Below are 25,229 nucleotides of genomic sequence, written 5' to 3' on the forward strand. Positions count from 1 at the left end.
TACCGAGATGACCCAGCTCGCCAACCGGCGCCAGCCTGCCGCTGTCCCTCGCCCCGTCCGATCCTCCGACCCTGCCGCGTGGAGCTATCAGAAGCGCCGACGGTACGGGTGGATCGTCACCGTCTCCCTGCTCTTCCTCATGATGCTCAGTTGGGCGGACAAGGCGGTCCTCGGGCTCGCCGCGGTGCCGATCATGAAGGACCTCCACATCACCCCTGAGGTGTTCGGGCTCGTCAGCAGCGCCATGTTCTTCACCTTCGGCGTTTCGCAGCTCATTGCCGCACCGTTGGCCAACAAGGTCCAGAGCCGGTGGATCCTGCTGGTGATCTGCATTCTCTGGTCCGTCGCCCAGGCGCCCATCCTGGTCTTCACCTCACTGCCGGCCCTTTGGGTGAGCCGCCTGCTCCTCGGCGCCGGCGAGGGGCCACTCGCCCCCGTCATGATGCATGGGGTCTACAAGTGGTTCCCGGAGAAGAAGGGCGCCACCCCGGCGGCGCTGGCCTCCTCCGGCGTGACCCTCGGAATCGTCGCCTTCGCCCCCGTGCTCGCCTGGGTGATCGGCTCCTTCGGCTGGCACATGGCCTTCGCCCTGCTCGCCGTCGTCGGTCTGCTCTTCGCCGCCTACTGGGCGGTGGTTGGGAAGGAGGGCCCGTACACGAGCCGGGCCGCTGAGCTGAAGCTCGACGGTGCGCCGACTGGGACGGGCAGCGGTCAGGCGGCCGGCTCGACCCCGGCCATCGAGGCCCGTGTCCCCTACTTGCGCACGATCCTGACGCCGAGCTGGATCTTCGCAGTGCTCACGTCGTTCTTCGGCTACTGGACCTTCACCCTCGCCATGTCCTGGGGCCCCGCGTACTTCCAGACCGTCCTCCACCTCACGGGGCAGCAGGCCGGAAGCCTCATCGCACTCCCTGCAGCCTGGGGCGCCATAGCCACCGTCGGTCTCAGTGCACTCACCCAGCGGCTCCACCTCCGCGGCGTCGCGACCCGAAAGTCCCGCGCCTGGATCCTCGGCGGTGGAGCGGTGTTCGGCGGCGCGGCACTGTTCGCAGCCTCCATCGTCCCTGACCCCGTCATCGCTGTGGGGCTCATGGTCTTCGGCTTCGGCACCGCTCCTGCCCTCTTCGCCCTCAGCTACCTCGTGGTCGCCGAGCTGACGTCAGTCGCGCAGCGCGGCGCCAACCTCTCGATCGCCAACGCAGTCTTCACCACTGGAGGCGTGTTCGCCCCGGCTGTCTCCGGGTTCCTCATCGGCGGTGCCGCATCGCCGGCGGCGGGCTACTCTGCCTCGTTCTCCCTCGCTGGAGGTCTCCTGCTGGCGTGCGGCGTGCTCTCCCTCCTATTCGTCAACCAGCAGCGCGACCGTCGCCGGCTCGGCCTCGACGCCCCCAAGGTGGGCGCCTGACGCACTGACCTGACACGCTGAGGAGCTGAGCGCACGACGGCGGGTGCCCACCCGCCGTCGTGCGCTCACGTCCGGTCGCGGGCCGTGCCCCAGTTGCGGGGTCCTTGGCGGGCGCTGCGCTGGCGGTCGCTCCCGGTCTGGGACTGAGGGCATCGCTCGGGGCTATCCTCGGAAGTGCTTGAGAAGCGGGCGCGACGACGGCGGGTGCCCACCCGCCGTCGTCGGTTGCAGCCCACCCTCCCGCAAGGACCACACCTTCTGGACATGGCCTCTGTCTACGGCGCGAGGTCTTGTCCAGAAGGTGTGGTCATTCCATCGCCCCCGCAGTGACGTGGCCCCTCAGCGCAGGGACGTGACCCCTCAACGCGGCCCGGGCACCATGGGCCCAGATCCATGCCGAGGCGGCGCAGAGACGGGATCCAGGTCCATGGTTCCGGCCCCCTCCGAAACGGGACAGTAGATACATCGGCAAGGAGATCCCGCCCGGTATCACCCCAGATACGGAGAACCCGCATGAAGTTCCGCTCGCTCTCGCTCGCAGCAGCTGCCCTCACCGCCGCGCTCGCCCTGCCCGCCGCGCTCCCGGCCTACGCCGCGGACGGCCCAGCCGCGGCCCAGACGGCCCCTGCCGCCCAGGACGATGCGAACCACCAGGGCCTCAACGCCCGGATCAACGCCAAGGACGGCGTGGGCCTGGTCTTCGAGGGCAGCGACTGGCACGCGGACCACGTGACGCCGCCGAGCAACATCCCCAACGGTGGCGGCACCAACTTCATCCTCATGCAGGACAACTCGCACTGGTCCACCGAGTACGGCGCGTACGGCACGGCGAAGGCCCGCATCTGGGACCACGGCAAGCCCACGGACTTCTGGATCAAGATGTACGCCTCGGTCTACTACTACCCGTACACGAAGGCATCCTGCACGATCTTCCGCGGAGACCCGGACGTGACGGGCAAGCAGATCGACTTCAGCCCGTATTCGTGCGATGTGACGTCGATCGACCACTCGGACCCGTGGCGCGTGGTGTTCAACGTGGGCCACACGGCCGCGGAGACGATCACGGACAAGGACACGCAGGCCCGCCTCCTCAACGACGCCTGCAAGGGCGAGAACGCCGAACAGAACTGCTTCTACACCCCGAAGTCGGTCGAGTTCATCACGGACAGCCCGAAGCCGTACGGCGCCCCCGTCGCGAACCCCTACGACTCGAAGATGACCATGGGCGTGAAGTCCGAGCACGTCGTCGGGACGTCGAACACCGTGGGCGTCGAGTTCTCGACGACGCTCACGCTCTGGAAGATCTGGGAGAACAGCCTGAAGGTGAGCTACCAGCACACGTGGACGGACTCCCGCTCGTTCAGCCAGTCGGTCGACGTGGACGTGCCGCCGCACACCGAGTACTGGTTCACCATCGCGGCGAGCCTGGACCGCGTCACCGGCGACTTCCTGGTCCGCGCGAACGGCAAGGTGTTCCGGATCGAGAACGCGACAGTGGTGCTGCCGGACAAGGAGAAGTCCGCCACGATCGTCGGCAACAGGGCGCACTACGCGGGCACCACGCAGATCGGTGAGGCCGTGAAGTAGCCCCTCACCAGCGAAGCGCACGACGCCGGGTGCCCACCCGGCGTCGTGCGCTTCCGTTTTGCTCCTCTCGTCCGAGTATTCTGCAGAGCAGAATGATTCGGCTGGAAATCGCTTCACCGGTATTCGAATTCTGCAGAACAGAACCTTTTTCGACCCGTGGGGTGCCGTACCTCACTCTGAGATGCATGTCACAGAACCACTCCCCGTCCGCTACCGGCAATGACGCCGCGCGCCCTGCCGTCGCGGACACCCCCTCGGGCCCGAGCCGCCGCGGCGCCATCATCGCCGTGGCGGTCTGCTGGGCCCTGGTCGTCTTCGACGGCTATGACCTGATCGTCTACGGCTCCGTGCAGAACAACCTCATCGAGAGGACGGGCTGGGGCCTGAACGCCGCCTCTGCCGGCACCATCGGCTCGATGGCCTTCGTCGGCATGATGCTCGGCGCGGTCTTCGCCGGTCGGCTCTCCGACAGCTGGGGCCGCCGCAAGGCGATCATCCTGAGCACCGTGGTCTTCTCGGTGGCGACGGTCCTGTGCGCGTTCGCCCCCGGGGCCCTCGCGTTCGGTGCGCTGCGCCTCATCGCCGGCCTCGGCCTCGGCGGCCTCGTGCCGTCGGCGAACGCCCTGGCCGCCGAGCTCATCCCGGCCAGATGGCGCGGCTCGATGGCCACCCTCATGATGTCCGGCGTCCCGATCGGCGGCACGATCGCCGCGCTTCTCGGCCTCGGCGCATGATCCCGGCCTTCGGCTGGCAGTCGATGTTCCTGGTGGCGTTCATCCCCTTGGTGGTCCTCGTGCCGCTCGGCCTGCGGTTCTTCCCGGAGACGCTCGGTGCGGCGCGGACGGCAGCCGAGGACGCGGCGTCGGCCTCCACAGCCTCCGAGGGCGCCCCCCGCGGCGGGTTCGCCGGCCTGTTCCGGAACGGATTCGGCTGGATCTCGGTCCTGTTCGCCGCCTCGACGCTCTTCACGCTGTTCGCCTGGTACGGCCTCGGCACCCAGCTGCCCAAGATCATGCGCGACTCCGGCTCTGACCTCGGCCCCGCGCTGACCTTCACCATCGCGCTGAACCTCGGCGCGGTCGCGGGCTCGATCGTCACCGCGTGGGCGGGCGACAAGTTCGGTACGGTCAAGGTCTCCGTCATCGCCGCCGCGCTCGCGGGCATCGGGCTCGTGGCCCTCATCGCGACCCCGGCCTCGAACACCGCGTTCATCTACGCCGCGCTCGTGGTGGCCGGCGTCGGCACGCACGGCACCCAGTCCCTCGTGATCGGCGCCATCGCCTCGCACTACCCGAGCGAACTCCGCGGCACCGCGCTCGGCTGGGCCCTCGGCGTCGGCCGCATCGGCGCGGTCCTGGCCCCGCAGCTGTCGGGCCTGATGCTGGCCACCAAGGCGGTTCCGCCGTCGATGAACTTCGTGATGTTCGGCGCGTCCGCGATCGTCGCCGCCGTGCTCCTCGGAGCCATCGTTGTCCGCGGCGTTCGCCGCCGGTCCACCGCGACGCTCGCCGTGGAGCAGGTCGCGTAGGGGCAGCGCACCTTCCTGACGCACGACGGCGCGTGGCCGGCTTCCGCACGGGGGCCGGCCACGCGCCGTCGTGCATCAGGCCAGAACCCTCACGCCAGAACCCTCACGCCAGGACGCTCACGGGAGAACCAGCACCCGACCGCGAACGCTCCCCGACTCGAGCGCCTCGTGGGCCCTGGCCGCCTCGGTGAGGTGGAACGTGGCGCCGATCCGGGCCGCGAGCCTGCCCCGGGCCAGGAGGCTGTTGATGACGCGGGCGGCCTTCGCCAGGTCGGTGACGGCGGCGTTGCTGATCGCGAATCCCAGCAGCTTGGCGTCCCGCGTGTACAGGGCCCCGACGGGCAGGAGCGGGGCTGCGCTCATGCCGGCCATGAGGATCACCCGTGCACCCAGGCGCAGGAGGGGCGCCGTGGTCTCGAAATCGTGGCGGCCGCTGCTGTCCCACCACACGTCGACCCCGTCGGGAGCGGCCGCCGCGACCTTCCCGGCGAGCTCGGGGTCGCGGTAGTCCAGCGTCACGTCTGCCCCGAGCGAGCGGCACCACTCGCCGTCGGCCGCGGACGCCGAGGTGACCACCCGGGCGCCCATGCGCTTCGCGAGCTGGACGACCGCGCCCCGACCGCCCCGCCGCCGCCGGCCACGAACACGGTCTCTCCGGGCTGGAGGCATGCCTCGCGGACGAGGCCCATGTATGCGGTGGCCGCAGCGTGCAGGACAGGTGCCGCGGCGGTGGGGTCGACGCCGTCGGGCAGCGGGTACAGCCGGTCCTCGGCCACGACCGCGTACTCGGAGAAGGCGCCCTGGCGCCCGGCGTGGCCGAGGCTGTTGGTCCAGACCCGGTCCCCCGGCGCGAAGCCGACCACGCCCAGGCCCGCGGCCGCGACCGTGCCCACGAGGTCGCGGCCGATCACGAAGGGGAACGGCGTCTTGGTCTGGTAGGCCCCCGAGCGGACAAACAGGTCCACATGGTTGACGGCGCTGGCCTCCATCCGCACGAGCACATCCGTCGGCCCGACCTCGGGCACGGGCAGCTGCCCGATCTCTATCCTGTCCGTCCCGCCGAGCTCGCGGACGAACGCCGCCTGCATCACCTGTGCTGCCTCCAGCATCGATTCCTCCTGACTGATCCGACGGTAGCGCTCCCCGGAGGGACAGCGCCCGTCACTCACGCGTGCGCCGTCGCGGCCGCCGGGCGGCCAAGGCTGCGCCCGGACGGCGCGGCTGGCCCATCAGCGTGTCCCGACCGGCGGCGGGTGGTGAGCAGGATGACGGCGAACGCCGCGGCGGCGCCGATCGTGGTCTCGAGCGCGCGGTCCGCAACAAGGGACACGGTGGACTGCGCGGCGATGAACTCGGTCATCATGAGGGGGACGGGGGTCATGAAGACCAGCGCGATGCTGTAGTGCCGGATGGTGAACACCTCGCCCACGAACTGGAGGACCGCGAGCAGGACGGCCAGCTGCAGGGGTGCCCAGTGGACGGCCATGAGCCGGCTGCCACGAGCACCCCGCCGTACGTGCCGACCACGCGGTGGACGGCGCGGACCAGGCCGCGGGTCGCGTCGGCTGCGGCGATGGGCGCTGCCGCGGCGATCATGGCCCAGTAGACGTGGCCCAGACCGGCCATGGCGCCGACGGAGCCGGCCACGCCGAGGGCGATCATGTACCGGCCCGCGTGGCGGAGCATGCGCGGCCACGGGGTGTGCGGGGCCTCGCGGAGCCCCCGGTCGGGGGTGGTCCGGCGGGCGTGCAGGCGCCCCGCGAAGCCGATGAGAAGCACGACGGCGACGCTCGCCACCGCGGTCACGGCGGCCTCCCAGAGGCTCCCGCCGAAAGGAACGGATGCGCTCGCGGTGAACGCGAAGAGGTAGAAGAACGGTCCGGACGGGCGCAGGCGGAGGGTATCGGCGAGGACCGCGAGCACCCCGGCCAGGACCGTGGTCACGGCGGTGAGCTCCCAGGGTGTGGGGTGGGCGAAGGAGTACGCGATCCCGCCGACCACGCTCGCGCACATGAGGATCCCCGCATACGTCTGGTGCTTGAGCCTGAGCCAGTGGGGCTCCACGCGCCCGTAGACGCCGGTGAGGGCGCCGAAGACGGCGTAGACGGTGAGGTCCGTCCTGCCGAGGAGGACCAGCACCACGAGCGGAACGGCGATCCCAGCGCCGATGCGCAGGGCCGGGATCCGGTGGCCGCGGGCGGACGGCAGGTGGAAGAACTCGCGGACGTGCTGCTTCACGGGGCGGGGTGCCCTCCTGACTGCGGGGTGGGTTCGAGACTGGCCAGCAGCGTGCGCAGGTTCTCCGCGAGGCCCTCGGCGCCTGCCGGCCCAAGGGCGGCGAGGAGGCCGGCCTCGAACGCCAGGACGGCCTCGAGGATGGGACGCAGCGCCTCGAGGGCCGGCGGTGCCATGCGGATGAGCGCGCTGCGGCCGTCCTGGGGGTTGGCCTCGCGCTCGACGAGGCCAGCGTCCAGGAGCTTCCTGATCCGCTTGGTGACACCGGGGCCCGAGATGAGCAGCTCCGCCGCGAGCTCGGTGGGTGCCATCGGCCTCCCTGTGCGGGCCAGGACGGAGAGCAGGTCGAACTCGGCCCGCGTGATGGCGTTCCTGGCCAGGACGGCATCGCTGCGCAGCTGGATGATGTGGGCGATGCGGTTGATCCGTCCGACGACATCCACCGGGCGAGTGTCCAGCCCGGGGAAGATGCGTGCCCACTGCCCTCGCACATGGTCGATGCTGTCGATCCGCTCGCTGCTCCCGTCCATGGCAATTTACTTTACCAGATAAGTAACTGGAAAACTAGATATCCCCGATCGGTGCGTGGGTACGCTTGACCCATGGCTGCTTCCGTTCCGACTCCCGAGACGAGTTGGGAACCCCTTTCTCCGCAGGCCGCGGCGGATCTGCTCGCGTCGTCTCCCGTCCGCTGGTGGCTCTCGGGCGGCGTCGCCCTCGACCGGTGGCTCGGAGGGCCCATCCGCGAGCGCCCCAACACGGACGTGAGCGTGGTGTTCGGCGACTTGCCGCAGCTCGTGGCGAGCCTGCCCTCGGGGTACGACGCGTGGGCAGTGCGCGATGAAGAGGACCTCGTGCCGTTCGCGGAGGTGCTGCCGGACGACGAGGTGCAGCCCGTGCTCGTCCGCGACGTCGAGAAGGACGCGTGGGTGCTGAGGATCAACGTGGAAGACGGCGCCCCCCGCGCGTGGGTCTACAAGCGCGACCCGCGGCTGCAGCTGCCCTGGGAGCGCGCGGTGCTGGACATCGGCGGCATCCCGACCGGCGCACCCGAGGTGCAGCTGGTCTGGAAGGCGCTGCGGCCGCGTCCGGAGGACGACGTCGACAAGGACGCGGTGGTGCCCAAGCTCTCCGACGAGGCGCGCGCCTGGTACGAGCGCTGCATCCTCTCGATCCACCCCCACTCCTCGTGGTCGATCCACGTGCGCAGCCCCTTCGCTCCGGCGAAGGCCAGCTGGAACCGCAAGCGCGGCTGACGCCGGCGGGTCCCCCGCGGGCGCCGATTCGCGTCTATTCGCGGACGGCGGCCAGAACAAGCGAGCGGAACCAGCGCTGGGCCGGCGTCAGGCTCGCGTCGCGCCGCGTGTACAGCGACACCGGAGTGCTGTGGCCGGGCCACGGCAGGTCCGCGATGCGCAGGCCGGGGAACCACCCGCAGAACACCTGGGCGACGTGCCGCGGCAGCAGGACGACGAGGTCCGTTGCCTCCAGCACCGCGGGCACGGTCGCATACTCCTCGACGGTCAGCACGACCTGCTGCATGAGCCCGTTGTCGGTGAGGACCTGCAGCGGAAAGACGTGCCCTCCGCGTGCGGAGACGCGCAGGAAGTGGCGGCCCGCGAACATGTCCGGCCCCGTCTCCGGAAGGGGATGGGCCGCCGAGACGAGGGCCACGTACTCGACGGCACGCACGTGCGAGCGCCACAGCCCCGGGCTGCCGATCATCGACACCGTCATCGCCAGGTCGATCGTTCCCCGGGTGAGCCCATCCTCGACCTGGTCCGAATCGAGCCTCTCCGCCTGCAGGTGGGGCCGGGCGCCCTCGCGGGCAAGCGCCGTCATGATCGGCGGCAGGAACGTCTGCTCGCCGATCGAGGTGAGGCCGAGCATCAGTTCGCCGCTGAATCCGGCCGGCTCGAACGTTTCCGGCTCGTTCACGGTCGCGTCGATCTGCGCGAGGGCCTCGTGGAGCGGGCCGAAGAGCTGGGTGGCCCTCGCGGTCGGCACCATGTCATGCCCCTCGCGCCGGAAGAGGTCGTCGCCGAACCGCGCCCGAAGCCGCCGGAGCGTGTAGCTGACGGTCGGCTGGGTGACGTGGAGCCGCTCGGCGACGGCGGTCACACTGCGCAGCTCGTAGAGCACCACGAAGGTGCGGAGCTGATTGAGGTCGGTGAACGCCATGTATTGATTCTATCTATGCACGGTAAGCTGAAGATCTATTCGACTATATGCGTGCGCCCTCCCTAGCATTGAGGCATACCAGTCTCCAAAGTGACAAGGACGACACTCGTTGATCATCGACATCCACGGCCACTACACGACAGCTCCGGCCCAGCTGGGCGCCTGGCGCGATCTGCAGATCGCCTTCACCGAGGGACGGGGTGAGGCCCCCGATCCTGCGGCCCTGCAGATCTCCGACGATGACATCCGCGAGACGATCGAGGCCAACCAGCTCCGGCTCATGAACGACCGCGGCAGCGACATCACGGTCTTCAGCCCGCGGGCCTCCTTCATGGCCCACCACATCGGCGACCTCGAGGTCAGCAAGACCTGGGCGCGGATCTGCAACGATCTGGCCGCGCGGGTGAGCGAGCTCTTCCCCGACCGCTTCCTCATGGGGGCCATGCTGCCGCAGTCGCCGGGCGAGGACCCGACCACCACGGTCGCCGAACTGACCCGCGCGGTCGAGGAGCTCGGCGCCGTCACCGTCAACCTCAACCCCGATCCCTCGGGCGGCAAGTGGACGGCCCCGGCGCTGACCGACCGTTCCTGGTACCCGATCTACGAGAAGCTCGTCGAGTACGAGATCCCCGCCATGGTGCACGTGAGCACCTCGTGCAAGCCGGTCTTCCACACCACGGGCGACCACTACCTGAACGCCGACACGACCGCCTTCATGCAGCTGCTCAAGGGCGACCTGTTCAAGGACTTCCCCGAGCTCAAGCTCGTCATCCCGCACGGCGGCGGCGCGGTGCCCTACCACTGGGGCCGGTTCCGCGGCCTCGCCATGGCGCTCGGCAAGCCGGAGCTCGAGGAGCACCTGCTGGGCAACGTCTTCTTCGACACCTGCGTCTACCACCAGCCCGGCATCGACCTGCTCACGAAGGTCATCCCCACGGACAACATCCTCTTCGCGAGCGAGATGATCGGCGCCGTGCGCGACATCGACCCGCGCACCGGCCACTACTTCGACGACACCAAGCGGTACGTCGACGCCACCGAGAACCTGACCGACGCCCAGCGCACGCAGGTCTTCGAGGGCAACGCCCGCCGCGTGTACCCGCGCCTCGACCGCGCCCTGACGGCGCGCGGTCTGTAAGAGAGAAGGAATCCCCATGCGACTGAACAACCTTGGTGTCGTCCACACGAACATCGAGCGCCCCGATCCCGCGGACGTCGAGCGTCTGTCCCAGTTCGGTGTCGCGACGATCCACGAGGCGATGGGCCGCGTCGGCCTCATGCGCCCCTACATCCGCCCTGCCTGGACCGGCGCCAAGCTCTGCGGGCCGGCCGTCACCGTGCTGCTGCAGCCGGGTGACAACTGGATGTTCCACGTCGCCGCGGAGCAGGTGCAGGAGGGTGACGTGATCGTCGCCGGCTGCACCACGGAGAGCGAGGACGGCTTCTTCGGCGAGCTGCTTGCCACGTCGCTGACCGCGCGCGGCTGCAAGGGCCTAGTCATCGACGGAGGCGTCCGGGACGTGGCCGACCTCGAGAAGATGGGCTTCCCGGTGTTCTCGCGTGCCGTCAACGCGAAGGGCACGGTCAAGGCCACGCTCGGCTCGGTGAACGTCCCGGTCGTCGCGGCGAACGCGCTCGTCAACCCCGGTGACGTGGTCGTCGCGGACGTCGACGGCGTCGTCGTGGTCCCGCGCGAGCTCGTCGGGGCGGTCGCCGACGCGAGCAGGAAGCGCGAGGACAACGAGGAGGCGAAGCGCCAGAAGTTCCGCGAGGGCGTGCTCGGCCTCGACATCTACGGCATGCGGGAGCCGCTCGCGGCCGCCGGCCTCGAGTACGTGGAGGACTGACCATGGCGCACGGAGACACCACGGGAGGGTTTGAGAAGTCCGCAGGCTGGCTGGACTGGTACGACGGCCCCTCCACCCCCACATTCCGCCTGCCCGCTGGCGCCGTCGACGCGCACTGCCACGTCTTCGGCCCGGGCGCCGAGTTCCCCTACGCCCCGGAGCGCAAGTACACCCCCTGCGACGCCTCGGCGGATCAGCTCTTCGCCCTCCGCGACCACCTCGGGTTCGAGCGCAACGTGATCGTGCAGGCAACGTGCCACGGTGCCGACAACCGTGCGCTGGTCGATGCTCTGGGCCGCAGCGGAGGGCGGGCGCGCGGCGTCGCGACCGTTCGCCGGGATGTGACCGAGGAGCAGCTCGCCGAGCTGCACGAGGCCGGGGTCCGGGGCGTCCGCTTCAACTTCGTCAAGCGCCTCGTCGACCGGGTCCCCACGGACTCGCTCGAGGAGATCGTCGCGAAGATCGCGCCGCTCGGCTGGCACGTCGTGATCTACTTCGAGGCGGCAGACCTGCCCGAGCTCTACGACTTCTTCTCCAGCATCAAGACCGACGTCGTGGTTGACCACATGGGCCGCCCCGACGTGACGAAGGACCCGAACGGCCCGGAGTTCGAGCTGTTCCTGCGCTTCATGCGCGAGAACCCGAACGTCTGGACCAAGGTCTCCTGCCCCGAACGGCTGAGCGTCACCGGGCCCCGCGCCCTGGACGGCGAGCAGCACGCCTACACCGACGTGGTCCCGTTCGCCCGTCGCGTGGTCGAGGAGTTCCCCGACCGCGTGCTCTGGGGTACCGACTGGCCCCATCCCAACCTCAAGGACCACATGCCCGACGATGGGCTGCTGGTCGACTACATCCCCCAGATCGCGACGACGGCGGACCTCCAGCAGAAGCTGCTCGTGGACAACCCCCGCCGCCTCTACTGGCCCGAAGGAGCATGACATGGCACTCGACAAGCCCTACAAGCAGGTTCCCGGCACGATCATCTTTGACGCGGAGATGGCCCGCAAGGGATACCACCTCAACCAGTTCTCGATGTCCCTCATGAAGCCCGAGAACCGCGAGCGCTACCTGGCCGATCGCGAGGCGTACCTCGACGAGTGGCCCCTCTCGCCCAAGCAGCGTCAGGCCGTGCTCGATATGGACCTCAACGCCATGATGGCCGAGGGCGGCAACATCTACTTCCTGTCCAAGATCGGCGCCACCCACGGCCTGAGCTTCCAGCAGATGGCCGGGTCCATGACGGGCATGTCCGAGGCGGCCTACCGCGACATGATGGTCGGCGGCGGCCGCCGCCCCGAGGGCAACCGTGCCAAGGACCTCGACGGCTGGACGCCGCCCGCGCCGCGCGAGAAGTCCGAGACCATGCGCGAGAACGCCCCGGCGAAGTACACCTCGGCGCTGTTCACCTCGCACGTTCCGGCCATCGGCGCCGCGATGGACCTCGGCAAGACCGAGGAGCCGTACTGGAAGAAGGTCTTCGACGGTTACGAGTGGACCCGCAAGTGGGCCAAGGAGAACACGCCCGACGTCGTCATCCTCGTCTACAACGACCACGCGACCGCGTTCGACTCCTCCATCATCCCGACCTTCGTGCTCGGCACCGGCGTCGAGTACCCCGTGGCCGACGAGGGCTATGGCCCCCGCCCGGTGCCGGATGTGAAGGGCTACCCGGAGTTCGCCGCGCACATTGCGCAGTCGGTCATCCAGGACGACTTCGACCTGACCCTCGTCAACGAGATGGTCGTGGACCACGGCCTCACCGTGCCGCTCTCGCTCGTCTTCGGCGACGTGAAGGAGTGGCCGTGCAAGGTCATCCCGCTGGCCGTCAACGTCGTCCAGTACCCCGTGCCGTCCGGACGCCGCTGCTACGAGCTCGGCAAGGCCCTGCGCCGCGCCCTGGACAAGTGGGACGGCCCCGAGCTCAACGTGCAGATCTGGGGCACCGGCGGCATGAGCCACCAGCTCCAGGGCCCGCGCGCCGGCCTCATCAACGAGGAGTGGGACAACGCGTTCCTCGACCACCTCATCGCCGATCCGCTGGGCCTGACCGAGTGGGACCACATGGAGTATGTCGACGAGGCGGGCTCCGAGGGCATCGAGCTCGTGGACTGGCTCATCGCCCGTGGCGCGATGGACGACCAGTTCGGCGGCGAGGCGCCCCGAGTCGACCACCGGTTCTACCACGTGCCCGCCTCCAACACCGCGGTCGGGCACCTCGTGATCTCGAACCCGGCCGCACCGCGCATCGAGTCGGCCGACGACGCGGTCGTGGCCGAGCCCGCGGATCAGGCGCCGGCCCCCGAGCCCGCGGAGACCGCGGCCGTTCCGAACGCCTGACACTCTCATCCGGATCCGCGAAAAGGAGTAACGAATGACCGACAAGATCCGCGTCGCAGTCGTCGGCGCCAACGGCGCCTTCGGCATGAAGCACCTCGACGGACTGAAGAACATCGAGGACGCCGAGGTGACCGTCGTCAGCGCCACATCGCAGGAGAAGGCGGACGGTGTGGCCGCGAAGTACGGCGTGGCGAACGCCGTCGTCGGGCTGGACGCCGTGCTCGAGCGCGACGACGTCGACGCCGTCATCCTCGCCACCCCCACCGGATTGCACGCGTCGCAGACCCAGGCGGTGCTCAAGGCCGGCAAGCACGTCCAGGTCGAGATCCCGCTCGCCGATTCCCTCGCCGACGCCGAGGCGACGCTCGCCGCAGCCGAGGCCGCAGACGCGTCAGGGCGTGTCGCTATGGTCGGGCACACCCGGCGCTTCAACCCGTCGCACCAGCTCGTGCACAACCGGATCGCCGCCGGTGAGTTCAACGTGCAGCAGATGGACGTCCAGACGTACTTCTTCCGCCGCACGAACACGAACGCCAAGGGCGAGGCCCGCTCGTGGACCGACCACCTGCTGTGGCACCACGCCGCGCACACGGTGGACCTGTTCGCCTACCAGGCGGGCAAGATCGTCCAGGCGAACGCCATCCAGGGCCCGATCCACCCCGAGCTCGGCATCGCCATGGACATGTCGATCCAGCTCAAGAGCGAGACCGGCGCGATCTGCACGCTGTCGCTGTCCTTCAACAACGACGGCCCGTTCGGCACGTTCTTCCGCTACATCGGCGACACCGCGACCTACATCGCGCGCTACGACGACCTGTACAACGGCAAGGACGAGCAGATCGACGTCTCGAAGGTCGCCGTGAGCATGAACGGCATCGAGCTGCAGGACCGCGAGTTCGTCAGCGCGATCCGCGAGGGTCGAGAGCCGAACTCCTCGATCCGCCAGGTCATCGACTGCTACCGCGTGCTCGGTGCTCTCGAGGAGCAGCTCGCATGAGCTTGGCCCTTCCGAAGATCGGCCTCGGCTGCATGTCGCTGAGCCACGCCTACGGCGTGCCTCCGACGGTTGAGGACGGTCTGGCCTTCCTGCGCACGGCGCTCGATGAGGGCGTGCGGATGCTCGACACCGCCACGCTCTACGGCGGCGGCCGCAACGAGGAGCTGGTCGGGCAGGCGATCGCCGGCCGCCGCGACGAGGTGCTGCTCGCCAGCAAGTGCGGGATGGCGATGGTCGACGGGGTCAAGAGGATCGATGGGCGACCCGAGACGCTCCGTGCCCAGGTGGACGCCTCGCTCGGGCGCCTCGGCGTGGACCACATCGACCTCTACTACCTGCACCGCTGGGACAAGCAGGTGCCCATCGGCGAGAGCGTCGGCGCGCTGGCCGAGATGGTGGCGGCCGGCAAGATCGGTGCCATCGGGCTCTCGGAGGTGTCCGTGCAGCGTCTGCGCGAGGCGCAGGCGGCCGCCCCGATCGCCGCGGTGCAGAACGAGTACTCGCTGTGGAGCCGCAACCCCGAGCTGGGCATGCTCGAGGCGACCCGCGAGAGCGGCGTCGCGCTCGTGGCGTTCTCGCCGCTCGCGCGCGGATTCCTCAGCGACGGCTTCGAGGACCCGGCCGAGTTCGCGCCCAAGGACATCCGGCGGGGGATGCCGCGGTTCCAGCCGGAGCACTGGGCCGCCAACGCGTCGCTGCTCCCGCAGTGGCGGGCGCTCGCCGCGGAGGCCGGCTGCACCCCGGGGCAGCTCGCCCTCGCGTGGGTGCTCTCCCGGGGCGACCACGTGGTGCCCATCCCGGGCACGACCCGCGTGGATCACCTCCGCGAGAACCAGGCCGCCGCGGACCTCTCGGTCCATGCGGACCTGCTCGCCCGCGCGGGCGAGCTCATCGGCACGTCCACCGTGTCTGGTCCGCGCTACGCGGAGGCCGCGTCCCGCGAGGTCGACGCCGAGTCCTTCGAGGATGCCGCGTGAGGGCGATCTCCTCGATGGCCACCCGCCACGTGCTCGCTGACCTGGGGGCGGCGGCCGTGGCGGCCGGCCTGCCCGCGGTGGAGCTCGAATCGGTCGGCGGCGTGGATGCCACCAAGCGCGTCGCGGGCGGTGAGCAGTTCGATCTAGTGTTCCTCGCCCAGGGCGCGCTCCAGCGCCTCGCCGGGGATGGGCACGTCGAAGCCGGGTCCGTGACGCCGCTCATGCTCTCCCAGGTCGCGGTGGCCGTCCCCTCGGGCTCGGACGCGCCCGCGACGCACGACGGCGCGGACGCCTTCCCGGACGCGGCAGGCCTCCGTGCGGCGCTCAAGCAGGCGGGCCGCATCGGCTACTCGACCGGGCCCAGCGGGGTCGCGCTCGTGAAGATGATCGACGGCTGGGGGCTGGGGGAGGAGCTCGGGGAGCGGCTCGTCCAGGCCCGCCCGGGCATTCCGGTGGCCCGCTCGCTCGCGGAGGGCGAGGTGGACCTCGGCTTCCAGCAGCTCAGCGAGCTCGTGGGGCAGCCGGGCGTCCGCATCCTCGGGGTGCTGCCCGCCGACTGCGCGATCGACACCGTCTTCGGCGGGGCGGTCGCGTCGGCGTCGGGCGACCGTGACGGTGCGCTCGACGTGCTGCGGTTCCTCGCCTCGGAGGCCGCTGCCCCGATCATCACGGCGCACAGCTTCGCGCCGGTTGCCTCCTAGCGCACAACGTTCGCGGACGACGGCGGGTGCCCACCCGCCGTCGTCCGCTCGCGTCTGTGCTCCGGCGGCTCAGTCCTGGCTCAGGTACTGCATGACGGCGAGCACGCGCCGGTGGGAGTCGGCGTCGACGGGCAGGCGGAGGGCGTCGTAGATGTTCGAGGTGTGCGCCACGACGGCCTTCTCGCTCAGGAAGAGCTCGGCCGCGATCCGCGCGTTGCTCTTGCCCTCGGCCATGAGCGCGAGGACCTCCTGCTGCCGCGGTGTGAGGCCTTGGACGGCGCTGTCCGAGTGCTTGGCCCGCGCGAGCATGACCGCCACGACGTCCGGGTCCAGCGCGGTCCCGCCGGCCGCGACGTTACGCAGGTCGGCGAGGAACGAGTCCACGTTCGCTATCCGCTGCTTGAGCAGGTACCCGACGCGCCCGCCCGGGGAGGCGAGGAGCTCGCGCGCGTAGCGCCGCTGGACGTGCTGGGAGAGCACGACGACGGCCGTCGCCTCGTGCGCCTCGCGGATCCGCAGCGCGGCGACGAGCCCCTCGTCGGTGTGGGTCGGGGGCATGCGGATGTCCGTGACCACGAGGTCGGGCAGCTGCTCGTCCACCGCGGCCACGAGGGCGGCCGCGTCCGGGGCCGCCGCGACCACGTCCATCCCGCCGTCCTCGAGCACGAGCTGTAGCCCGCGCCGCAGGAGGGCCTCGTCCTCGCCGATCACAACTCGCATGGGAGCTCCACTCTCAGATGGGTGCCGCGGCCGGGCTCGCTGACGAGCTCGAGCCGGCCGGCCAGGACGTCGACCCGGTCCGCGAGGCCGCGCAGCCCGGCGCCGCCGTTCGGCGCGGCGGTGCCCACGCCGTCGTCGTGCACCTCAATGCGCAGGACGTCCCCGTCCAGCGCCAGGCGCACCGCGGCAGAGTCCGCCGCGGCGTGCTTGACGGTGTTGGTGAGCGCCTCCGCGACCACGAAGTACGCGGTGCTCTCTACCGCGCGCGGAAGGTCCCCGCGGCCGGGCGCCGGGCCCAGGTCGAGGCGCGTGGGGATGGGCATGCGGTCGGTGAGGTCCTCGACCGCCGCCCAGAGGCCCTGCTCCACGAGCCCCGCGGGCATGATGTTGTGCACGAGCTGGCGCAGGTCCGTCGCGGCGCTGTCGATCTCGCCGCGCAGCGCGGAGGCGCGCGCCTGGACCTCGTCGGCGGCCGCGCTGCCCACCCGCTGCGCCTCGAGCCCGAGGAGCACGAGCCGCATCTGGATGCCATCGTGCAGGTCCTGCGCGATCCGGCGCCGCTCCGAATCGATCGCGTTGACGAGTCGCTCGCGGGAGCGCTGGAGTTCGGCGTGGCTCGCGCGCAGCTCGGCGGTGAGGCGTTCGCGGTCGACGGCGATCGCCACCACCCGCCCCGCGGTCCGGACGAGCTCTCGGTCGCTGATCAGGGCGGAGTCGTACGTGATGGCGCCGACGGGTGCGCCGTGGACGTCGATGGGGACCGCGTCGCGGCCGGGCGGTTGCAGCGTGCCCGGCCCGTCCTCGACCGTGCGGCCCGCCGCATCCACGAAGACCTTGCGTTCGGGGACCCAGTAGGAGACGCGCAGGGACGGGTCGCCGAGCGTCGCGGCGAGGGCCGCGCCGACGTCCGGCCGGCCCACGCCGGGGAGCCCGAGCCACGTGCCGAGCTCCTCGATCTCGCCGGTGCGCGCAAACCCGCCCAGCAGCACTCCGAGGGCGAACGCGATGGGGATCCCGCCGAGGACCGCGAACTGGAGCGTGCCGCGCGCCGTCGGCGGGAGGTGCAGGAGGCCTTCGAGGAGCGCCGAGCTGAAGGGGATGAACAGCACGGCGAGGAGGCCGTAGACGTAGACCGGGCCGAGCACGCGGCGCGGGCGCCGCCCCGCTCCGGCCCAGCGCCGCGCGAGCAGCACGGCCGTGGCGAGCATGACCACGGCGCCCGCCACGCGCTGTACGACCGCGCCCGCGGAGGCGAGCCCGGGGAGGTCGGCGATGACGAGCCACGGCGCCGGGCCCTCTGGGGCGAACAGGTACTGCGGGGCCTGCAGCAGCAGCGCCGTCCCGTACCCGGCGGCCACGGTGGCGACGGATGTCCGCCCCCGCAGCCTGCCGGAGGGGAACGCGTGCAACAGGTGCACGGCGGCCGCGAGCAGGAGTGTGGAGCAGACCGCGCCGATCGTCTCAAGGGCCCGGACATCGGTGTTCAGGAGGTTGCCCAGGAACATCGCACCGCCGGCGCCGACAATCAGGGCGCCCATGGCGTTGCTCGGCCGCCGCCCCCACGCGACGAGTCCGGTGCCGACGTACACGAGGAAGACGATCGGCAGCAGCACGAGCACTGTCGCGCCGGGCTCGTTCCATGGCATGAGCGCCGCGAGGACCACGGCAAGGAGTACCCCCGCGGCGGCCAGCGCCAGCAGCGACCGCCGGAACGACCGCACGAGCGGCGATCGCCGCGCAACCGACTGCATGTCCCCGATCATAGGGCGCCTCCCCCTCCTTCCCGTTGAGGGGTCATGTCCCCGTTGAGAGGTCATTTCCCTGACGGCCTGCTCACGACTTGGGGTTGGGCTTGAACTCGTGCCCGAGCGCCGCGGAGAGCGAGACGAAGATCCGGCCCGCCGGGTCCATGCAGGGCAGCTGCCTCGGGCCGCCCGGCAGGGTGGGCGTCTGGGTGCAGTCGCCGGAGAGGATGTCGCTGTTGACCATCACGGCGATGGTCGTGTCCGAGCGGGTGTCATAGTACAGGGTCGCGTTGAACCCCGGGATCTCGCCGGTGTGGCCGAGCCAGCCGTCGATGCAGCCCACGGCGAGCCCGTACCCGGCCGGCCCGGGAATCGAGGCGTATCGGAGGGCCTGGGTCCTCTCGTCGAGGAGGCCCTGGCCGGTGCCGAGCGCGCGGCCGTACACGAGCAGGTCGGAGGCGGTCGAGGTCAGCGCCCCGGCTGCCCATCCCCAGGAGGGGTTCCACGCGGTGGCGTCCTGCGGCGTCGTCTGCCCGTCCGGCAGGCCTTGGAGGGTGAGCCCGGTCGGGTGCGGCGAGGGGAGCGCGCCGTCGGGACCGGGCAACGACGTGCCGGTGAGGTGGAGCGGGTCGATGATGCGCGCCTTGAGCGCCTCGGCGTATGAGGTCCCCGTGAGCTTCTCGACGAGCCGGCCGAGGATCAGCGTGTTGGTGTTCGAGTAGTCGAACTCCGCACCGGGCTCGAACGGGCGGGGGAGCGCGAGGCCCATGGCGATCAGCTGGTCAGGGTTCCACTGCTTGGTGGGGTCCGAGAAGATCTCGCGCTGGAACGTCGGATCGAGCGAATAGCTGGCTATCCCGCTCGTCATGTTCATCAGCATCCGGACCGTGACGTCGTTGCCGCGCGGGATGTCCGGGAAGTACTTCCCGATCGGGTCGTCGAGGGACAGCCTGCCGTCCTGGACCAACTGGAGGACGAGCGTCCCCGTGAACGTCTTCGTCACTGAGCCGATGCGCGAGTACATCGTGTCCGACATCGGGGTGTTCGTCGCCTTGTCCGCGAGCCCGAGGGCCTTGATCCAGGTGCCCTGCGGGGTGCGGACCGCGATGATCGCGCCCTCGGTGGACGCGTTGAGGAGGCCCTCGCGTGCCGCCTTCTCGAGGGCTTCCGCTGTGCCGGAGGGCATCGGGCCCGCCGCCGCCGCGGGCAGCGCGCGTGCCGCGACGGCCCGCGGGTCCGCCACGCACGCGGCGTCCGGCGACGCCGTCGCGGTGCCCGTGGCGGTCGGCGCCCCGGTCTCCGAGCTGGTTGGCTGCGCCGACGAGCAACCGCCCAACGCGAGCGCCAGCACCACCGCTGATGCGCCCGCAAGCCAACCTTGTCCCATGGCCCAGCCTTCCCGTCGAGAGGTCCGGGCGCGGCGCGCCCAGACCCATTCTCTCGACGGCGCCGGCGCCGAGAACATAGACCTAGGTCCACTCCGTGCGCCCGCCGGGGCTGTCGGACCGGGGGAACCCTTGTGCACAAAATACCCCATGGGGTATTTTGTGAGTGGGGTCACTGCAGGTCTTTCGACGAGAGCAGCAGGCCCCATGACGAAAGGCATCGCAGCGATGGGCATCCACCACAAGATTCTGATCATCGGCGGCGGGAACGCTGGGCTGAGCGTGGCGGCGCGGCTGCGCCGTGCTGGCCAGAGCGACATTGCCGTCATCGAGCCCAGTGACAAGCACTACTACCAGCCCCTCTGGACCCTGGTCGGGGGCGGCCGGGCGCCGCAGAAGGAGTCCGTGCGGGACCAGGCCTCGGTCATGCCCCGTGGTGTCGCGTGGATCCGCGACGCGGCGGACCACATCGATCCCGACGCCAAGCTGGTCAGGACTGCGGGCGGCGCGGAGATCGGCTACGACTATCTCGTGGTCTCCCCCGGGATCCAGCTCGACTGGGACCGGATCCCAGGTATGGCCGAGGCCATCGAGTCCCCCGCGGCCTCCAGCAACTTCCGATACGACCTCGCCCCCAAGACGTGGGACCTCATCCGGGGGATGCGCTCGGGGACCGCCGTGTTCACCATGCCGTCCGGGCCCATCAAGTGCGCCGGCGCCCCGCAGAAGATCGCGTACCTCGCCGCCGACTACTGGCGCGAACAGGGGGTCCTCGACGACATCCGCATCGTGCTGGTGCTGCCGACCCCCGGGATGTTCGGCGTGAAGGTCTTCGCCGACGAGCTCGAGCGGGTCGTGGCGAAGTACGGGATCGAGGTCCGCAAGAGCAGCGAGATGACCTCCATCGATCCGGTCGCCCAAGAGGTGGTCATCGCCGACCATGCCGCCGGCATGGAGGAGACGCTGCACTACGACATGCTGCATGCCGTTCCCCCGCAGTCCGCCCCTGACTGGCTCAAGGCGACCGCCCTGGCCGACCCGAAGAACCCCGCGGGATACGTCGAGGTGGACAAGCACACCCTGCAGCACACCCGGTACCCCAACGTCTTCTCGCTGGGCGACGCCGGCTCGACGCCGAACTCCAAGACGGGCGCCGCAATCCGGAAGCAGGCGCCCGTCCTGGTCCAGAACCTGCTCTCGGCGATGGAGGGCCAGCCCCTCGAGGCCAGCTACGGCGGGTATGGGTCCTGCCCCCTCACGACGGCGCGGAATCGGATGCTGCTGGCCGAATTCGACTACACGCTTCAGCCGGCGCCGAGCATCCCCCTGATCGACACCACCCACGAGCGGTGGGACATGTGGCTCCTCAAGCGCTATGCCCTGCCGTTCATGTACTGGAGGCTCATCCTGCCGGGGAAGGCCTAGAGCGCTGGGTGAGCGCACGACGGCGGGTGCCCACCCGCCGTCGTGCGCTCACCGGTTCCGCCCGCGCGCCGCCACCCGCCACCGGTCTACGACCGCGCCTCCGCGGACCACGGCGACCTCGTCGACGAGGTTCACGGCGACGCACACGTGGTTCGGGACGGCGCGGACTCGCTCGCCGAGGGCGGGCAGGGGAGCGCCGTCGGGGAAGACGACCGTTGCGTGGTGCTCGGACAGGGCCATGATCCGGGCGGCCGGGTAGTCGAGGAGCCGGCCGAATCCGGTGGTCCACGCGGGGCGGTCGCCGCCGAGGACCTTGGAGCCGGCGTCGAGCACGATGCGCCGTGGGATCTCGGAGTCGCCCTCGTGGCGGCTCACGACGGTCGCGGCGATGGTCAGGGCGATGTCCTCGGGGGCGCACCGCTCGAGCTCGAGCTGCTGTGCGTCGCCGAACACGTACACGCCGGGCCTGACCTCGGTGGTGGTGCCGCCCTCCGTGAGCAGCGCGCTCGGCGTGGACCCGCCGCTCACGCGCGTCACATCGAAGCCCGCCGCCGCGAGCGCCCCGGCGGCATCGGCCAGGGCGCGCTGCTCCTGCGCCGCCGCCTCGGCCGGCATCCCCGGCGCGTACGAGTGCCCGGGGAACGTGAAGACCCCGGCCACGGGCAGCCCTGCGTCCGCCGCCGCGCGCGCCACCTCGACGGCCCGCGCGGGCGCGACGCCGCTGCGATGGTGGCCGCTGTCGATCTCGACGAGCACCTCGACCGAGCCGGCCGCGTCGCCGAGGCTCGCGCCCATCTCGCGGGCGGCCTCGATGGAGTCGGTGCCGACCGCGATCCGTGCCTTCTCCGCGAGGCCCCGCAGCCGCTCCGCCTGCCGCGGCCCGACCCACAGCGGGTACGCGATGAACAGGTCCGTGACGCCGTGGTCGGCGAACACCTCGGCCTCGCCGATCGTCGCCACGGTCAGCCCGACGGCTCCGGCCGCGAGCTGCAGCGCCGCGATCTCGGGGATCTTGTGGGTCTTCGCGTGCGGCCGCAGCGCGATCCCCTTCGCCGCGACGGCCTCCGCCGTCCGCGCGATGTTCCGCTCCAGGATGTCCCGGTCCACGAGGATCTCGGGGGTATCGATCTCGGGCGGGACGGCGGCCATGGGTGCTCCTGCGGCTGGGGGTGGGTGGAATCCCAAGCTTAGGCGAGCCCCCGCAACGTGGCGCGCTCGCTCAGGTGCGCGAGGCCGGCAGCACGTCGAGCGGGTGCGCGATCTCGTCCGACGGCATCCGCGCGGCGAGGATCGCCACGAGCCCCAGCGCCGGCCACACCGCGCCGGCCACGGCGAAGATGACCCACAGCGGCACCACCTGCGCGAGCGGCCCGGCCACGGCCATCGAGACCGGCATGAACGCGAGGGAGACGAAGAAGTCCAGGCTGGAGATTCGCCCGAGAAGGTGCGCCGGCACGCGCCGCTGCAGGAGCGTGCCCCAGATGACCATGCCCGCCCCGCCGGTGGCGCCCCACACGATGAGCGCCACGACGAGCTGCCAGAACCCGGTCATGGCGCCGACGAACGCGAGCGGCACCGACCCGATCCCCCAGATCGTGAGCATGAACGTCAGGTACCGCCGCGGCAGCCGGAATGAGGCCATCGCGAGCGACGCGACCGCCCCTGCCACCCCCATCGCCGCGAGCGCGGCGCCGAACATCTCGGACCCGCCGCCGAACTGGTCGCGCACCACGAACGGCAGCAGCACCTCGACCGGCCCGATCGAGACGAGCGTGGACACGCTCGCCCACAGCAGGGTCCACAGGAGCCACGGCGTCTTGACCGTGTACGCCATCCCCTCCCGCATCTCGTGCAGCACGGACTTGCGCACGACGGCGGTCGGCTCGCCTCCCGCCGCCGGCGCGCCATCCGCGGGGGAGGCCGCTGCGCGGGCGGCCGCTGGACGCCGGGACAGCGCGGGGTGCCGGCCCAGGAAGTTGAGCGTCACGAACGCGGTGAGGTGGCACACCGCGACGCCCGCCACGGCGTGCGGCGCGGACAGCGCCCCGACGATCACACCGGCCGCCGCCGGGCCCGCGGCCTGCTGGAGCAGGGGCCGCATGGTGCCCTCCATGCCGTTCGCGGCGAGCAGGTCCTCGGGCGGGAGGATCCGCGGCAGGATCGCCGAGAACGCCGGGAAGAAGAAGGCCGCCCCGACCCCGAGCGCGAACGCGCCGAGCGCGATTCCCCAGACCGCGAGGAGGCCGGTCTCGGCAAGCACCGCGACGGTCCCGACGGCCAGGAGGTTGACGGCCTCCACAGCGATGATGAGCGTGCGCTGCGGAATCCTGTCCGCCGCGACGCCGCCGAGCAGGACGAACGCGACGAGGCCCACGCTCATCGCCGTGGCCACGAGCGAGAGCTCGAGCGGGCCGCCGCCCAGCGCGATCACCTCGTAGACCATCGCCACCGCCCACATGCCCGAGCCGAAGATGCTCACGGCCAGGGCGGCGATGAGGACGCGGTACTCGCGGTGCGCGAAGGGACGGAGAGCGCGCGGTGCGTTCACCACAGAAGTCTAGGCCCGGCGTCGTGCGTTGTCGGTGGGCCTGCGTAGGCTGTGGGCATGAGGATCAAGATGTGCTCCATCCACGTCATCGACCCGGCCGCCGCGCATGCGTTCTACACGGAGACGCTCGGCTTCGACACGCTCCTGGCGATGCCCGAGGCACAACTGTTCATCGTCTCCTCGCCCGACTCGGGCGGCGTGGGCCTCCTGCTCGAGCCGAGCGCCAACCCGGTTGCCGAGGCCTACCGCAAGGGGGTGTACGACGCCGGGATGCCCGCCATCGTCCTCGGCTCGCCGGACGTGCGGGCCGACTTCGAGCGGCTCAGCGCGGCCGGCGTCGTGTTCCGCGGCGAGCCGGTCCAGGACGCGTCGGGGCTGATGGCAGACTTCGAGGACACCTGCGGGAACATCATCCGGCTCCACCAGGACTGACCCTCACACTGAGGTCACATCCCTGCGCGCCTCGGGGGCCACGCGGCGTCGTGCACAATACTGGCCGGATGAGACGCATCGCGGCGGCCATCGCCCTGACCCTCGCCCTCGCCGCATCCGTTGCCCAGCCCGCTCTGGCCGCGCCTCCCGGCGGGAAGGGCGGCTCGGGCACGGGCTCCGGCTCGACGCTCGGCGTCGACATCTCGTGGCCGCTGACTACAACGTCTCCTGTATAGGCTGACGGGCCCTCCCGCACGGCCCCATAGCGCGCGATACTTGGCGGCATGAAGCGACTCGGCGCCGCGGTTGCGCTCGTCCTCGGCCTCGCGGCACTCGGTGCTCCGCCCGCCCTCGCCGCGCCGGACGGCCCGGGCGTGAGCGGCGGGTCCACGCAGGCGGCGATCGGGATCGACGTTTCCTGGCCGCAGTGCGGGCAGAGCCTGCCGGCCGACCGTGCGTTCGGGATCATCGGAGTCAACGGCGGGAAGGCCAACACCACCAACCCGTGCCTTGCGGACCAGCTGCGCTGGGCGGTCGGGTCGCGGGGCGGCACGTTCCAGTCCACCGTGCAGCTGTACGTCAACACGGGCAACCCAGGTGGGTCCGCGCCGTCGTCCCCGTGGCCCAGCGGCGGGAGCACGCCGTACGGGACGTGCAACGGGTCCGATTCCCTCGCGTGCGCCTGGCAGTACGGCTGGGACCGGGCGATGGAGGACATGGCGGTACGGCTGGCCCCCGCCGCGCAGGCCGCGGGTCTCATGACAGCGCCGACGGCGTATACGTGGTGGCTCGACGTCGAGACCGGCAACACGTGGCAGTCGGACACCGCCCCGAACCGGGCCGACCTCGAGGGGATGGCCGCCGCATTCCGCCACGAGGGGGTCAGGGCGGGCGTCTACTCATCGCCCTACATGTGGCGTGAGATCGTCGGCACGGTCGACTCCTTGAGCCCCCTGTACGGGCTCAACAGCTGGCTGCCCGGGGCAATCTCGCTCAAGGGCGCCGTGGCGAACTGCGGGCTCGATCCGCTCACCGCGGGCGGACGCGTGGTGCTCACCCAGTACACGACTGATCTGGACTACAACTACTCCTGCTCGGGGTGACAAGGGCTCACCGTCCCTTCTGAACGCCCAGGGGGCGCGGCTAGGCTGGCGGTCAGCGTCACTACGGAAGGGGTCC

At 70.8% G+C, this 25,229-nt stretch carries 27 protein-coding genes; 16 read left to right on the forward strand and 11 right to left on the reverse strand.

The genetic code is table 11. From position 1 onward, the window contains the following. Positions 1 to 7 precede the first annotated feature (7 nt). The 4 genes from SCMU_RS01110 (at position 8) to SCMU_RS21100 (ending at position 4,520) form a co-directional block, all read left to right on the forward strand. The gene (locus SCMU_RS01110) at positions 8 to 1,405 is read left to right on the forward strand and encodes an MFS transporter (RefSeq protein WP_229231132.1); all 1,398 of its coding nucleotides are present in this window, start codon (positions 8 to 10) and stop codon (positions 1,403 to 1,405) included. A 513-nt stretch (positions 1,406 to 1,918) separates the two neighbouring features. Continuing rightward, the gene (locus tag SCMU_RS01115) at positions 1,919 to 2,992 is read left to right on the forward strand and encodes a hypothetical protein (protein WP_229231133.1); all 1,074 of its coding nucleotides are present in this window, start codon (positions 1,919 to 1,921) and stop codon (positions 2,990 to 2,992) included. 185 nt (positions 2,993 to 3,177) lie between these two features. Beyond that, complete coding sequence (locus SCMU_RS21095) at positions 3,178 to 3,726, forward strand: MFS transporter (protein WP_443020193.1); 549 nt, start codon at positions 3,178 to 3,180, stop codon at positions 3,724 to 3,726. After that, positions 3,723 to 4,520 carry an MFS transporter gene (locus SCMU_RS21100; protein WP_443020194.1) on the forward strand — a complete coding sequence of 266 codons (798 nt, stop codon included), beginning with the start codon at positions 3,723 to 3,725 and terminating at the stop codon, positions 4,518 to 4,520. The genes SCMU_RS21095 and SCMU_RS21100 overlap by 4 nt, the downstream gene beginning before the upstream one ends. Before the next feature lie 117 nt (positions 4,521 to 4,637). Here SCMU_RS21100 and SCMU_RS01125 read toward each other — a convergent pair whose 3' ends face one another. Genes SCMU_RS01125 through SCMU_RS01145 form a run of 5 tightly spaced genes read right to left on the reverse strand, consistent with a single transcriptional unit; the run spans position 4,638 to position 7,285 of the window. Further along, complete coding sequence (locus SCMU_RS01125; RefSeq protein WP_229231134.1) at positions 4,638 to 5,108, reverse strand: zinc-binding dehydrogenase; 471 nt, start codon at positions 5,106 to 5,108, stop codon at positions 4,638 to 4,640. Further along, positions 5,036 to 5,629 (reverse strand): alcohol dehydrogenase catalytic domain-containing protein, encoded by a 594-nt coding sequence (locus SCMU_RS01130; RefSeq protein WP_229231135.1) that lies wholly within the window; start codon positions 5,627 to 5,629, stop codon positions 5,036 to 5,038. Before SCMU_RS01130 ends, SCMU_RS01125 begins: the two co-directional genes overlap by 73 nt. A gap of 56 nt (positions 5,630 to 5,685) precedes the next feature. Then, positions 5,686 to 6,006 (reverse strand): FUSC family protein, encoded by a 321-nt coding sequence (locus SCMU_RS01135; RefSeq protein WP_229231136.1) that lies wholly within the window; start codon positions 6,004 to 6,006, stop codon positions 5,686 to 5,688. Continuing rightward, the gene (locus SCMU_RS01140; RefSeq protein WP_229231137.1) at positions 5,898 to 6,758 is read right to left on the reverse strand and encodes an FUSC family protein; all 861 of its coding nucleotides are present in this window, start codon (positions 6,756 to 6,758) and stop codon (positions 5,898 to 5,900) included. Before SCMU_RS01140 ends, SCMU_RS01135 begins: the two co-directional genes overlap by 109 nt. Then, positions 6,755 to 7,285: a MarR family winged helix-turn-helix transcriptional regulator gene (locus SCMU_RS01145; protein WP_229231138.1), complete on the reverse strand. Its 531-nt coding sequence runs from the start codon at positions 7,283 to 7,285 to the stop codon at positions 6,755 to 6,757. Before SCMU_RS01145 ends, SCMU_RS01140 begins: the two co-directional genes overlap by 4 nt. Positions 7,286 to 7,357: 72 nt before the next feature. Between SCMU_RS01145 and SCMU_RS01150 the strand changes: the two genes are divergently transcribed. After that, positions 7,358 to 8,011 carry a hypothetical protein gene (locus SCMU_RS01150; protein WP_229231139.1) on the forward strand — a complete coding sequence of 218 codons (654 nt, stop codon included), beginning with the start codon at positions 7,358 to 7,360 and terminating at the stop codon, positions 8,009 to 8,011. 34 nt (positions 8,012 to 8,045) lie between these two features. On the opposite strand, the gene SCMU_RS01155 is transcribed toward SCMU_RS01150, so the two are convergent. Then, complete coding sequence (locus SCMU_RS01155; protein WP_229231140.1) at positions 8,046 to 8,936, reverse strand: LysR family transcriptional regulator; 891 nt, start codon at positions 8,934 to 8,936, stop codon at positions 8,046 to 8,048. A 109-nt stretch (positions 8,937 to 9,045) separates the two neighbouring features. Between SCMU_RS01155 and SCMU_RS01160 the strand changes: the two genes are divergently transcribed. From SCMU_RS01160 to SCMU_RS01190, 7 genes are read left to right on the forward strand one after another with little or no spacing between them, the layout of a single operon-like run. Then, on the forward strand, positions 9,046 to 10,074 hold the full coding sequence (locus tag SCMU_RS01160) for an amidohydrolase family protein (RefSeq protein ID WP_229231141.1): 1,029 nt from the start codon (positions 9,046 to 9,048) through the stop codon (positions 10,072 to 10,074). A gap of 16 nt (positions 10,075 to 10,090) precedes the next feature. Continuing rightward, on the forward strand, positions 10,091 to 10,783 hold the full coding sequence (gene ligK, locus SCMU_RS01165) for a 4-carboxy-4-hydroxy-2-oxoadipate aldolase/oxaloacetate decarboxylase (RefSeq protein ID WP_229231142.1): 693 nt from the start codon (positions 10,091 to 10,093) through the stop codon (positions 10,781 to 10,783). Between the two features lie 2 nt (positions 10,784 to 10,785). Continuing rightward, complete coding sequence (locus tag SCMU_RS01170; RefSeq protein ID WP_229231143.1) at positions 10,786 to 11,721, forward strand: amidohydrolase family protein; 936 nt, start codon at positions 10,786 to 10,788, stop codon at positions 11,719 to 11,721. Position 11,722: 1 nt separating this feature from the next. Beyond that, positions 11,723 to 13,120 carry a protocatechuate 4,5-dioxygenase subunit alpha/beta gene (locus SCMU_RS01175; protein ID WP_229231144.1) on the forward strand — a complete coding sequence of 466 codons (1,398 nt, stop codon included), beginning with the start codon at positions 11,723 to 11,725 and terminating at the stop codon, positions 13,118 to 13,120. A gap of 34 nt (positions 13,121 to 13,154) precedes the next feature. Further along, positions 13,155 to 14,117: a Gfo/Idh/MocA family oxidoreductase gene (locus tag SCMU_RS01180; RefSeq protein WP_229231145.1), complete on the forward strand. Its 963-nt coding sequence runs from the start codon at positions 13,155 to 13,157 to the stop codon at positions 14,115 to 14,117. Continuing rightward, entirely contained in the window at positions 14,114 to 15,094 is a 981-nt protein-coding gene (locus SCMU_RS01185; protein WP_229231146.1) for an aldo/keto reductase, read from the forward strand. Before SCMU_RS01180 ends, SCMU_RS01185 begins: the two co-directional genes overlap by 4 nt. Continuing rightward, positions 15,091 to 15,795, forward strand: coding sequence for a substrate-binding domain-containing protein (locus SCMU_RS01190; protein ID WP_229231147.1), 705 nt, complete (start codon positions 15,091 to 15,093; stop codon positions 15,793 to 15,795). Before SCMU_RS01185 ends, SCMU_RS01190 begins: the two co-directional genes overlap by 4 nt. 69 nt (positions 15,796 to 15,864) lie before the next feature. Here SCMU_RS01190 and SCMU_RS01195 read toward each other — a convergent pair whose 3' ends face one another. The 3 genes from SCMU_RS01195 to SCMU_RS01205 form a co-directional block, all read right to left on the reverse strand. Beyond that, entirely contained in the window at positions 15,865 to 16,515 is a 651-nt protein-coding gene (locus tag SCMU_RS01195) for a response regulator transcription factor (protein WP_229231148.1), read from the reverse strand. Next, positions 16,503 to 18,266, reverse strand: a complete 1,764-nt coding sequence (locus SCMU_RS01200; RefSeq protein WP_229231149.1) for a sensor histidine kinase — start codon at positions 18,264 to 18,266, stop codon at positions 16,503 to 16,505. The genes SCMU_RS01195 and SCMU_RS01200 overlap by 13 nt, the downstream gene beginning before the upstream one ends. 82 nt (positions 18,267 to 18,348) lie before the next feature. Further along, on the reverse strand, positions 18,349 to 19,647 hold the full coding sequence (locus SCMU_RS01205) for a serine hydrolase domain-containing protein (protein ID WP_229231150.1): 1,299 nt from the start codon (positions 19,645 to 19,647) through the stop codon (positions 18,349 to 18,351). Positions 19,648 to 19,873: 226 nt separating this feature from the next. Between SCMU_RS01205 and SCMU_RS01210 the strand changes: the two genes are divergently transcribed. After that, positions 19,874 to 21,070, forward strand: coding sequence for an NAD(P)/FAD-dependent oxidoreductase (locus SCMU_RS01210; protein WP_443020365.1), 1,197 nt, complete (start codon positions 19,874 to 19,876; stop codon positions 21,068 to 21,070). Positions 21,071 to 21,118: 48 nt separating this feature from the next. Here SCMU_RS01210 and SCMU_RS01215 read toward each other — a convergent pair whose 3' ends face one another. Together SCMU_RS01215 and SCMU_RS01220 are read right to left on the reverse strand one after the other, a co-directional pair. Further along, on the reverse strand, positions 21,119 to 22,219 hold the full coding sequence (locus SCMU_RS01215) for an alanine racemase (protein ID WP_229231152.1): 1,101 nt from the start codon (positions 22,217 to 22,219) through the stop codon (positions 21,119 to 21,121). Positions 22,220 to 22,289: 70 nt separating this feature from the next. Next, the gene (locus SCMU_RS01220; protein WP_371829619.1) at positions 22,290 to 23,618 is read right to left on the reverse strand and encodes an MFS transporter; all 1,329 of its coding nucleotides are present in this window, start codon (positions 23,616 to 23,618) and stop codon (positions 22,290 to 22,292) included. A gap of 57 nt (positions 23,619 to 23,675) precedes the next feature. Here SCMU_RS01220 and SCMU_RS01225 point away from each other — a divergent pair, with 57 nt between their 5' ends. The 3 genes from SCMU_RS01225 (at position 23,676) to SCMU_RS01235 (ending at position 25,153) form a co-directional block, all read left to right on the forward strand. Continuing rightward, a complete protein-coding gene (locus SCMU_RS01225) occupies positions 23,676 to 24,050 on the forward strand; it encodes a VOC family protein (RefSeq protein ID WP_229231154.1) in 375 nt (124 codons plus the stop codon). Between the two features lie 68 nt (positions 24,051 to 24,118). Continuing rightward, positions 24,119 to 24,286, forward strand: a complete 168-nt coding sequence (locus SCMU_RS01230; protein ID WP_229231155.1) for a hypothetical protein — start codon at positions 24,119 to 24,121, stop codon at positions 24,284 to 24,286. A gap of 48 nt (positions 24,287 to 24,334) precedes the next feature. Continuing rightward, entirely contained in the window at positions 24,335 to 25,153 is an 819-nt protein-coding gene (locus SCMU_RS01235) for a glycoside hydrolase family 25 domain-containing protein (RefSeq protein WP_229231156.1), read from the forward strand. Positions 25,154 to 25,229: the final 76 nt, after the last annotated feature.

This window comes from Sinomonas cyclohexanicum, from assembly GCF_020886775.1.
In the GTDB taxonomy this organism is placed as follows: Bacteria; Actinomycetota; Actinomycetes; order Actinomycetales; family Micrococcaceae; genus Sinomonas; species Sinomonas cyclohexanicum.

Excerpts from the sequence above, each read along its gene's own strand:
- SCMU_RS01110 (WP_229231132.1), top strand. The coding sequence starts at position 8 with ATGACCCAGCTCGCCAACCGGCGCCAGCCTGCCGCTGTCCCTCGCCCC.
- SCMU_RS01115 (WP_229231133.1), top strand. The coding sequence starts at position 1,919 with ATGAAGTTCCGCTCGCTCTCGCTCGCAGCAGCTGCCCTCACCGCCGCG.
- SCMU_RS21095 (WP_443020193.1), top strand. The coding sequence starts at position 3,178 with ATGTCACAGAACCACTCCCCGTCCGCTACCGGCAATGACGCCGCGCGC.
- SCMU_RS21100 (WP_443020194.1), top strand. The coding sequence starts at position 3,723 with ATGATCCCGGCCTTCGGCTGGCAGTCGATGTTCCTGGTGGCGTTCATC.
- SCMU_RS01125 (WP_229231134.1), bottom strand. The coding sequence starts at position 5,108 with ATGGGCGCCCGGGTGGTCACCTCGGCGTCCGCGGCCGACGGCGAGTGG.
- SCMU_RS01130 (WP_229231135.1), bottom strand. The coding sequence starts at position 5,629 with ATGCTGGAGGCAGCACAGGTGATGCAGGCGGCGTTCGTCCGCGAGCTC.
- SCMU_RS01135 (WP_229231136.1), bottom strand. The coding sequence starts at position 6,006 with ATGGCCGTCCACTGGGCACCCCTGCAGCTGGCCGTCCTGCTCGCGGTC.
- SCMU_RS01145 (WP_229231138.1), bottom strand. The coding sequence starts at position 7,285 with ATGGACGGGAGCAGCGAGCGGATCGACAGCATCGACCATGTGCGAGGG.
- SCMU_RS01150 (WP_229231139.1), top strand. The coding sequence starts at position 7,358 with ATGGCTGCTTCCGTTCCGACTCCCGAGACGAGTTGGGAACCCCTTTCT.
- SCMU_RS01155 (WP_229231140.1), bottom strand. The coding sequence starts at position 8,936 with ATGGCGTTCACCGACCTCAATCAGCTCCGCACCTTCGTGGTGCTCTAC.
- ligK (WP_229231142.1), top strand. The coding sequence starts at position 10,091 with ATGCGACTGAACAACCTTGGTGTCGTCCACACGAACATCGAGCGCCCC.
- SCMU_RS01170 (WP_229231143.1), top strand. The coding sequence starts at position 10,786 with ATGGCGCACGGAGACACCACGGGAGGGTTTGAGAAGTCCGCAGGCTGG.
- SCMU_RS01175 (WP_229231144.1), top strand. The coding sequence starts at position 11,723 with ATGGCACTCGACAAGCCCTACAAGCAGGTTCCCGGCACGATCATCTTT.
- SCMU_RS01180 (WP_229231145.1), top strand. The coding sequence starts at position 13,155 with ATGACCGACAAGATCCGCGTCGCAGTCGTCGGCGCCAACGGCGCCTTC.
- SCMU_RS01185 (WP_229231146.1), top strand. The coding sequence starts at position 14,114 with ATGAGCTTGGCCCTTCCGAAGATCGGCCTCGGCTGCATGTCGCTGAGC.
- SCMU_RS01195 (WP_229231148.1), bottom strand. The coding sequence starts at position 16,515 with ATGCGAGTTGTGATCGGCGAGGACGAGGCCCTCCTGCGGCGCGGGCTA.
- SCMU_RS01200 (WP_229231149.1), bottom strand. The coding sequence starts at position 18,266 with ATGCAGTCGGTTGCGCGGCGATCGCCGCTCGTGCGGTCGTTCCGGCGG.
- SCMU_RS01205 (WP_229231150.1), bottom strand. The coding sequence starts at position 19,647 with ATGGGACAAGGTTGGCTTGCGGGCGCATCAGCGGTGGTGCTGGCGCTC.
- SCMU_RS01210 (WP_443020365.1), top strand. The coding sequence starts at position 19,874 with ATGGGCATCCACCACAAGATTCTGATCATCGGCGGCGGGAACGCTGGG.
- SCMU_RS01215 (WP_229231152.1), bottom strand. The coding sequence starts at position 22,219 with ATGGCCGCCGTCCCGCCCGAGATCGATACCCCCGAGATCCTCGTGGAC.
- SCMU_RS01225 (WP_229231154.1), top strand. The coding sequence starts at position 23,676 with ATGAGGATCAAGATGTGCTCCATCCACGTCATCGACCCGGCCGCCGCG.
- SCMU_RS01230 (WP_229231155.1), top strand. The coding sequence starts at position 24,119 with ATGAGACGCATCGCGGCGGCCATCGCCCTGACCCTCGCCCTCGCCGCA.
- SCMU_RS01235 (WP_229231156.1), top strand. The coding sequence starts at position 24,335 with ATGAAGCGACTCGGCGCCGCGGTTGCGCTCGTCCTCGGCCTCGCGGCA.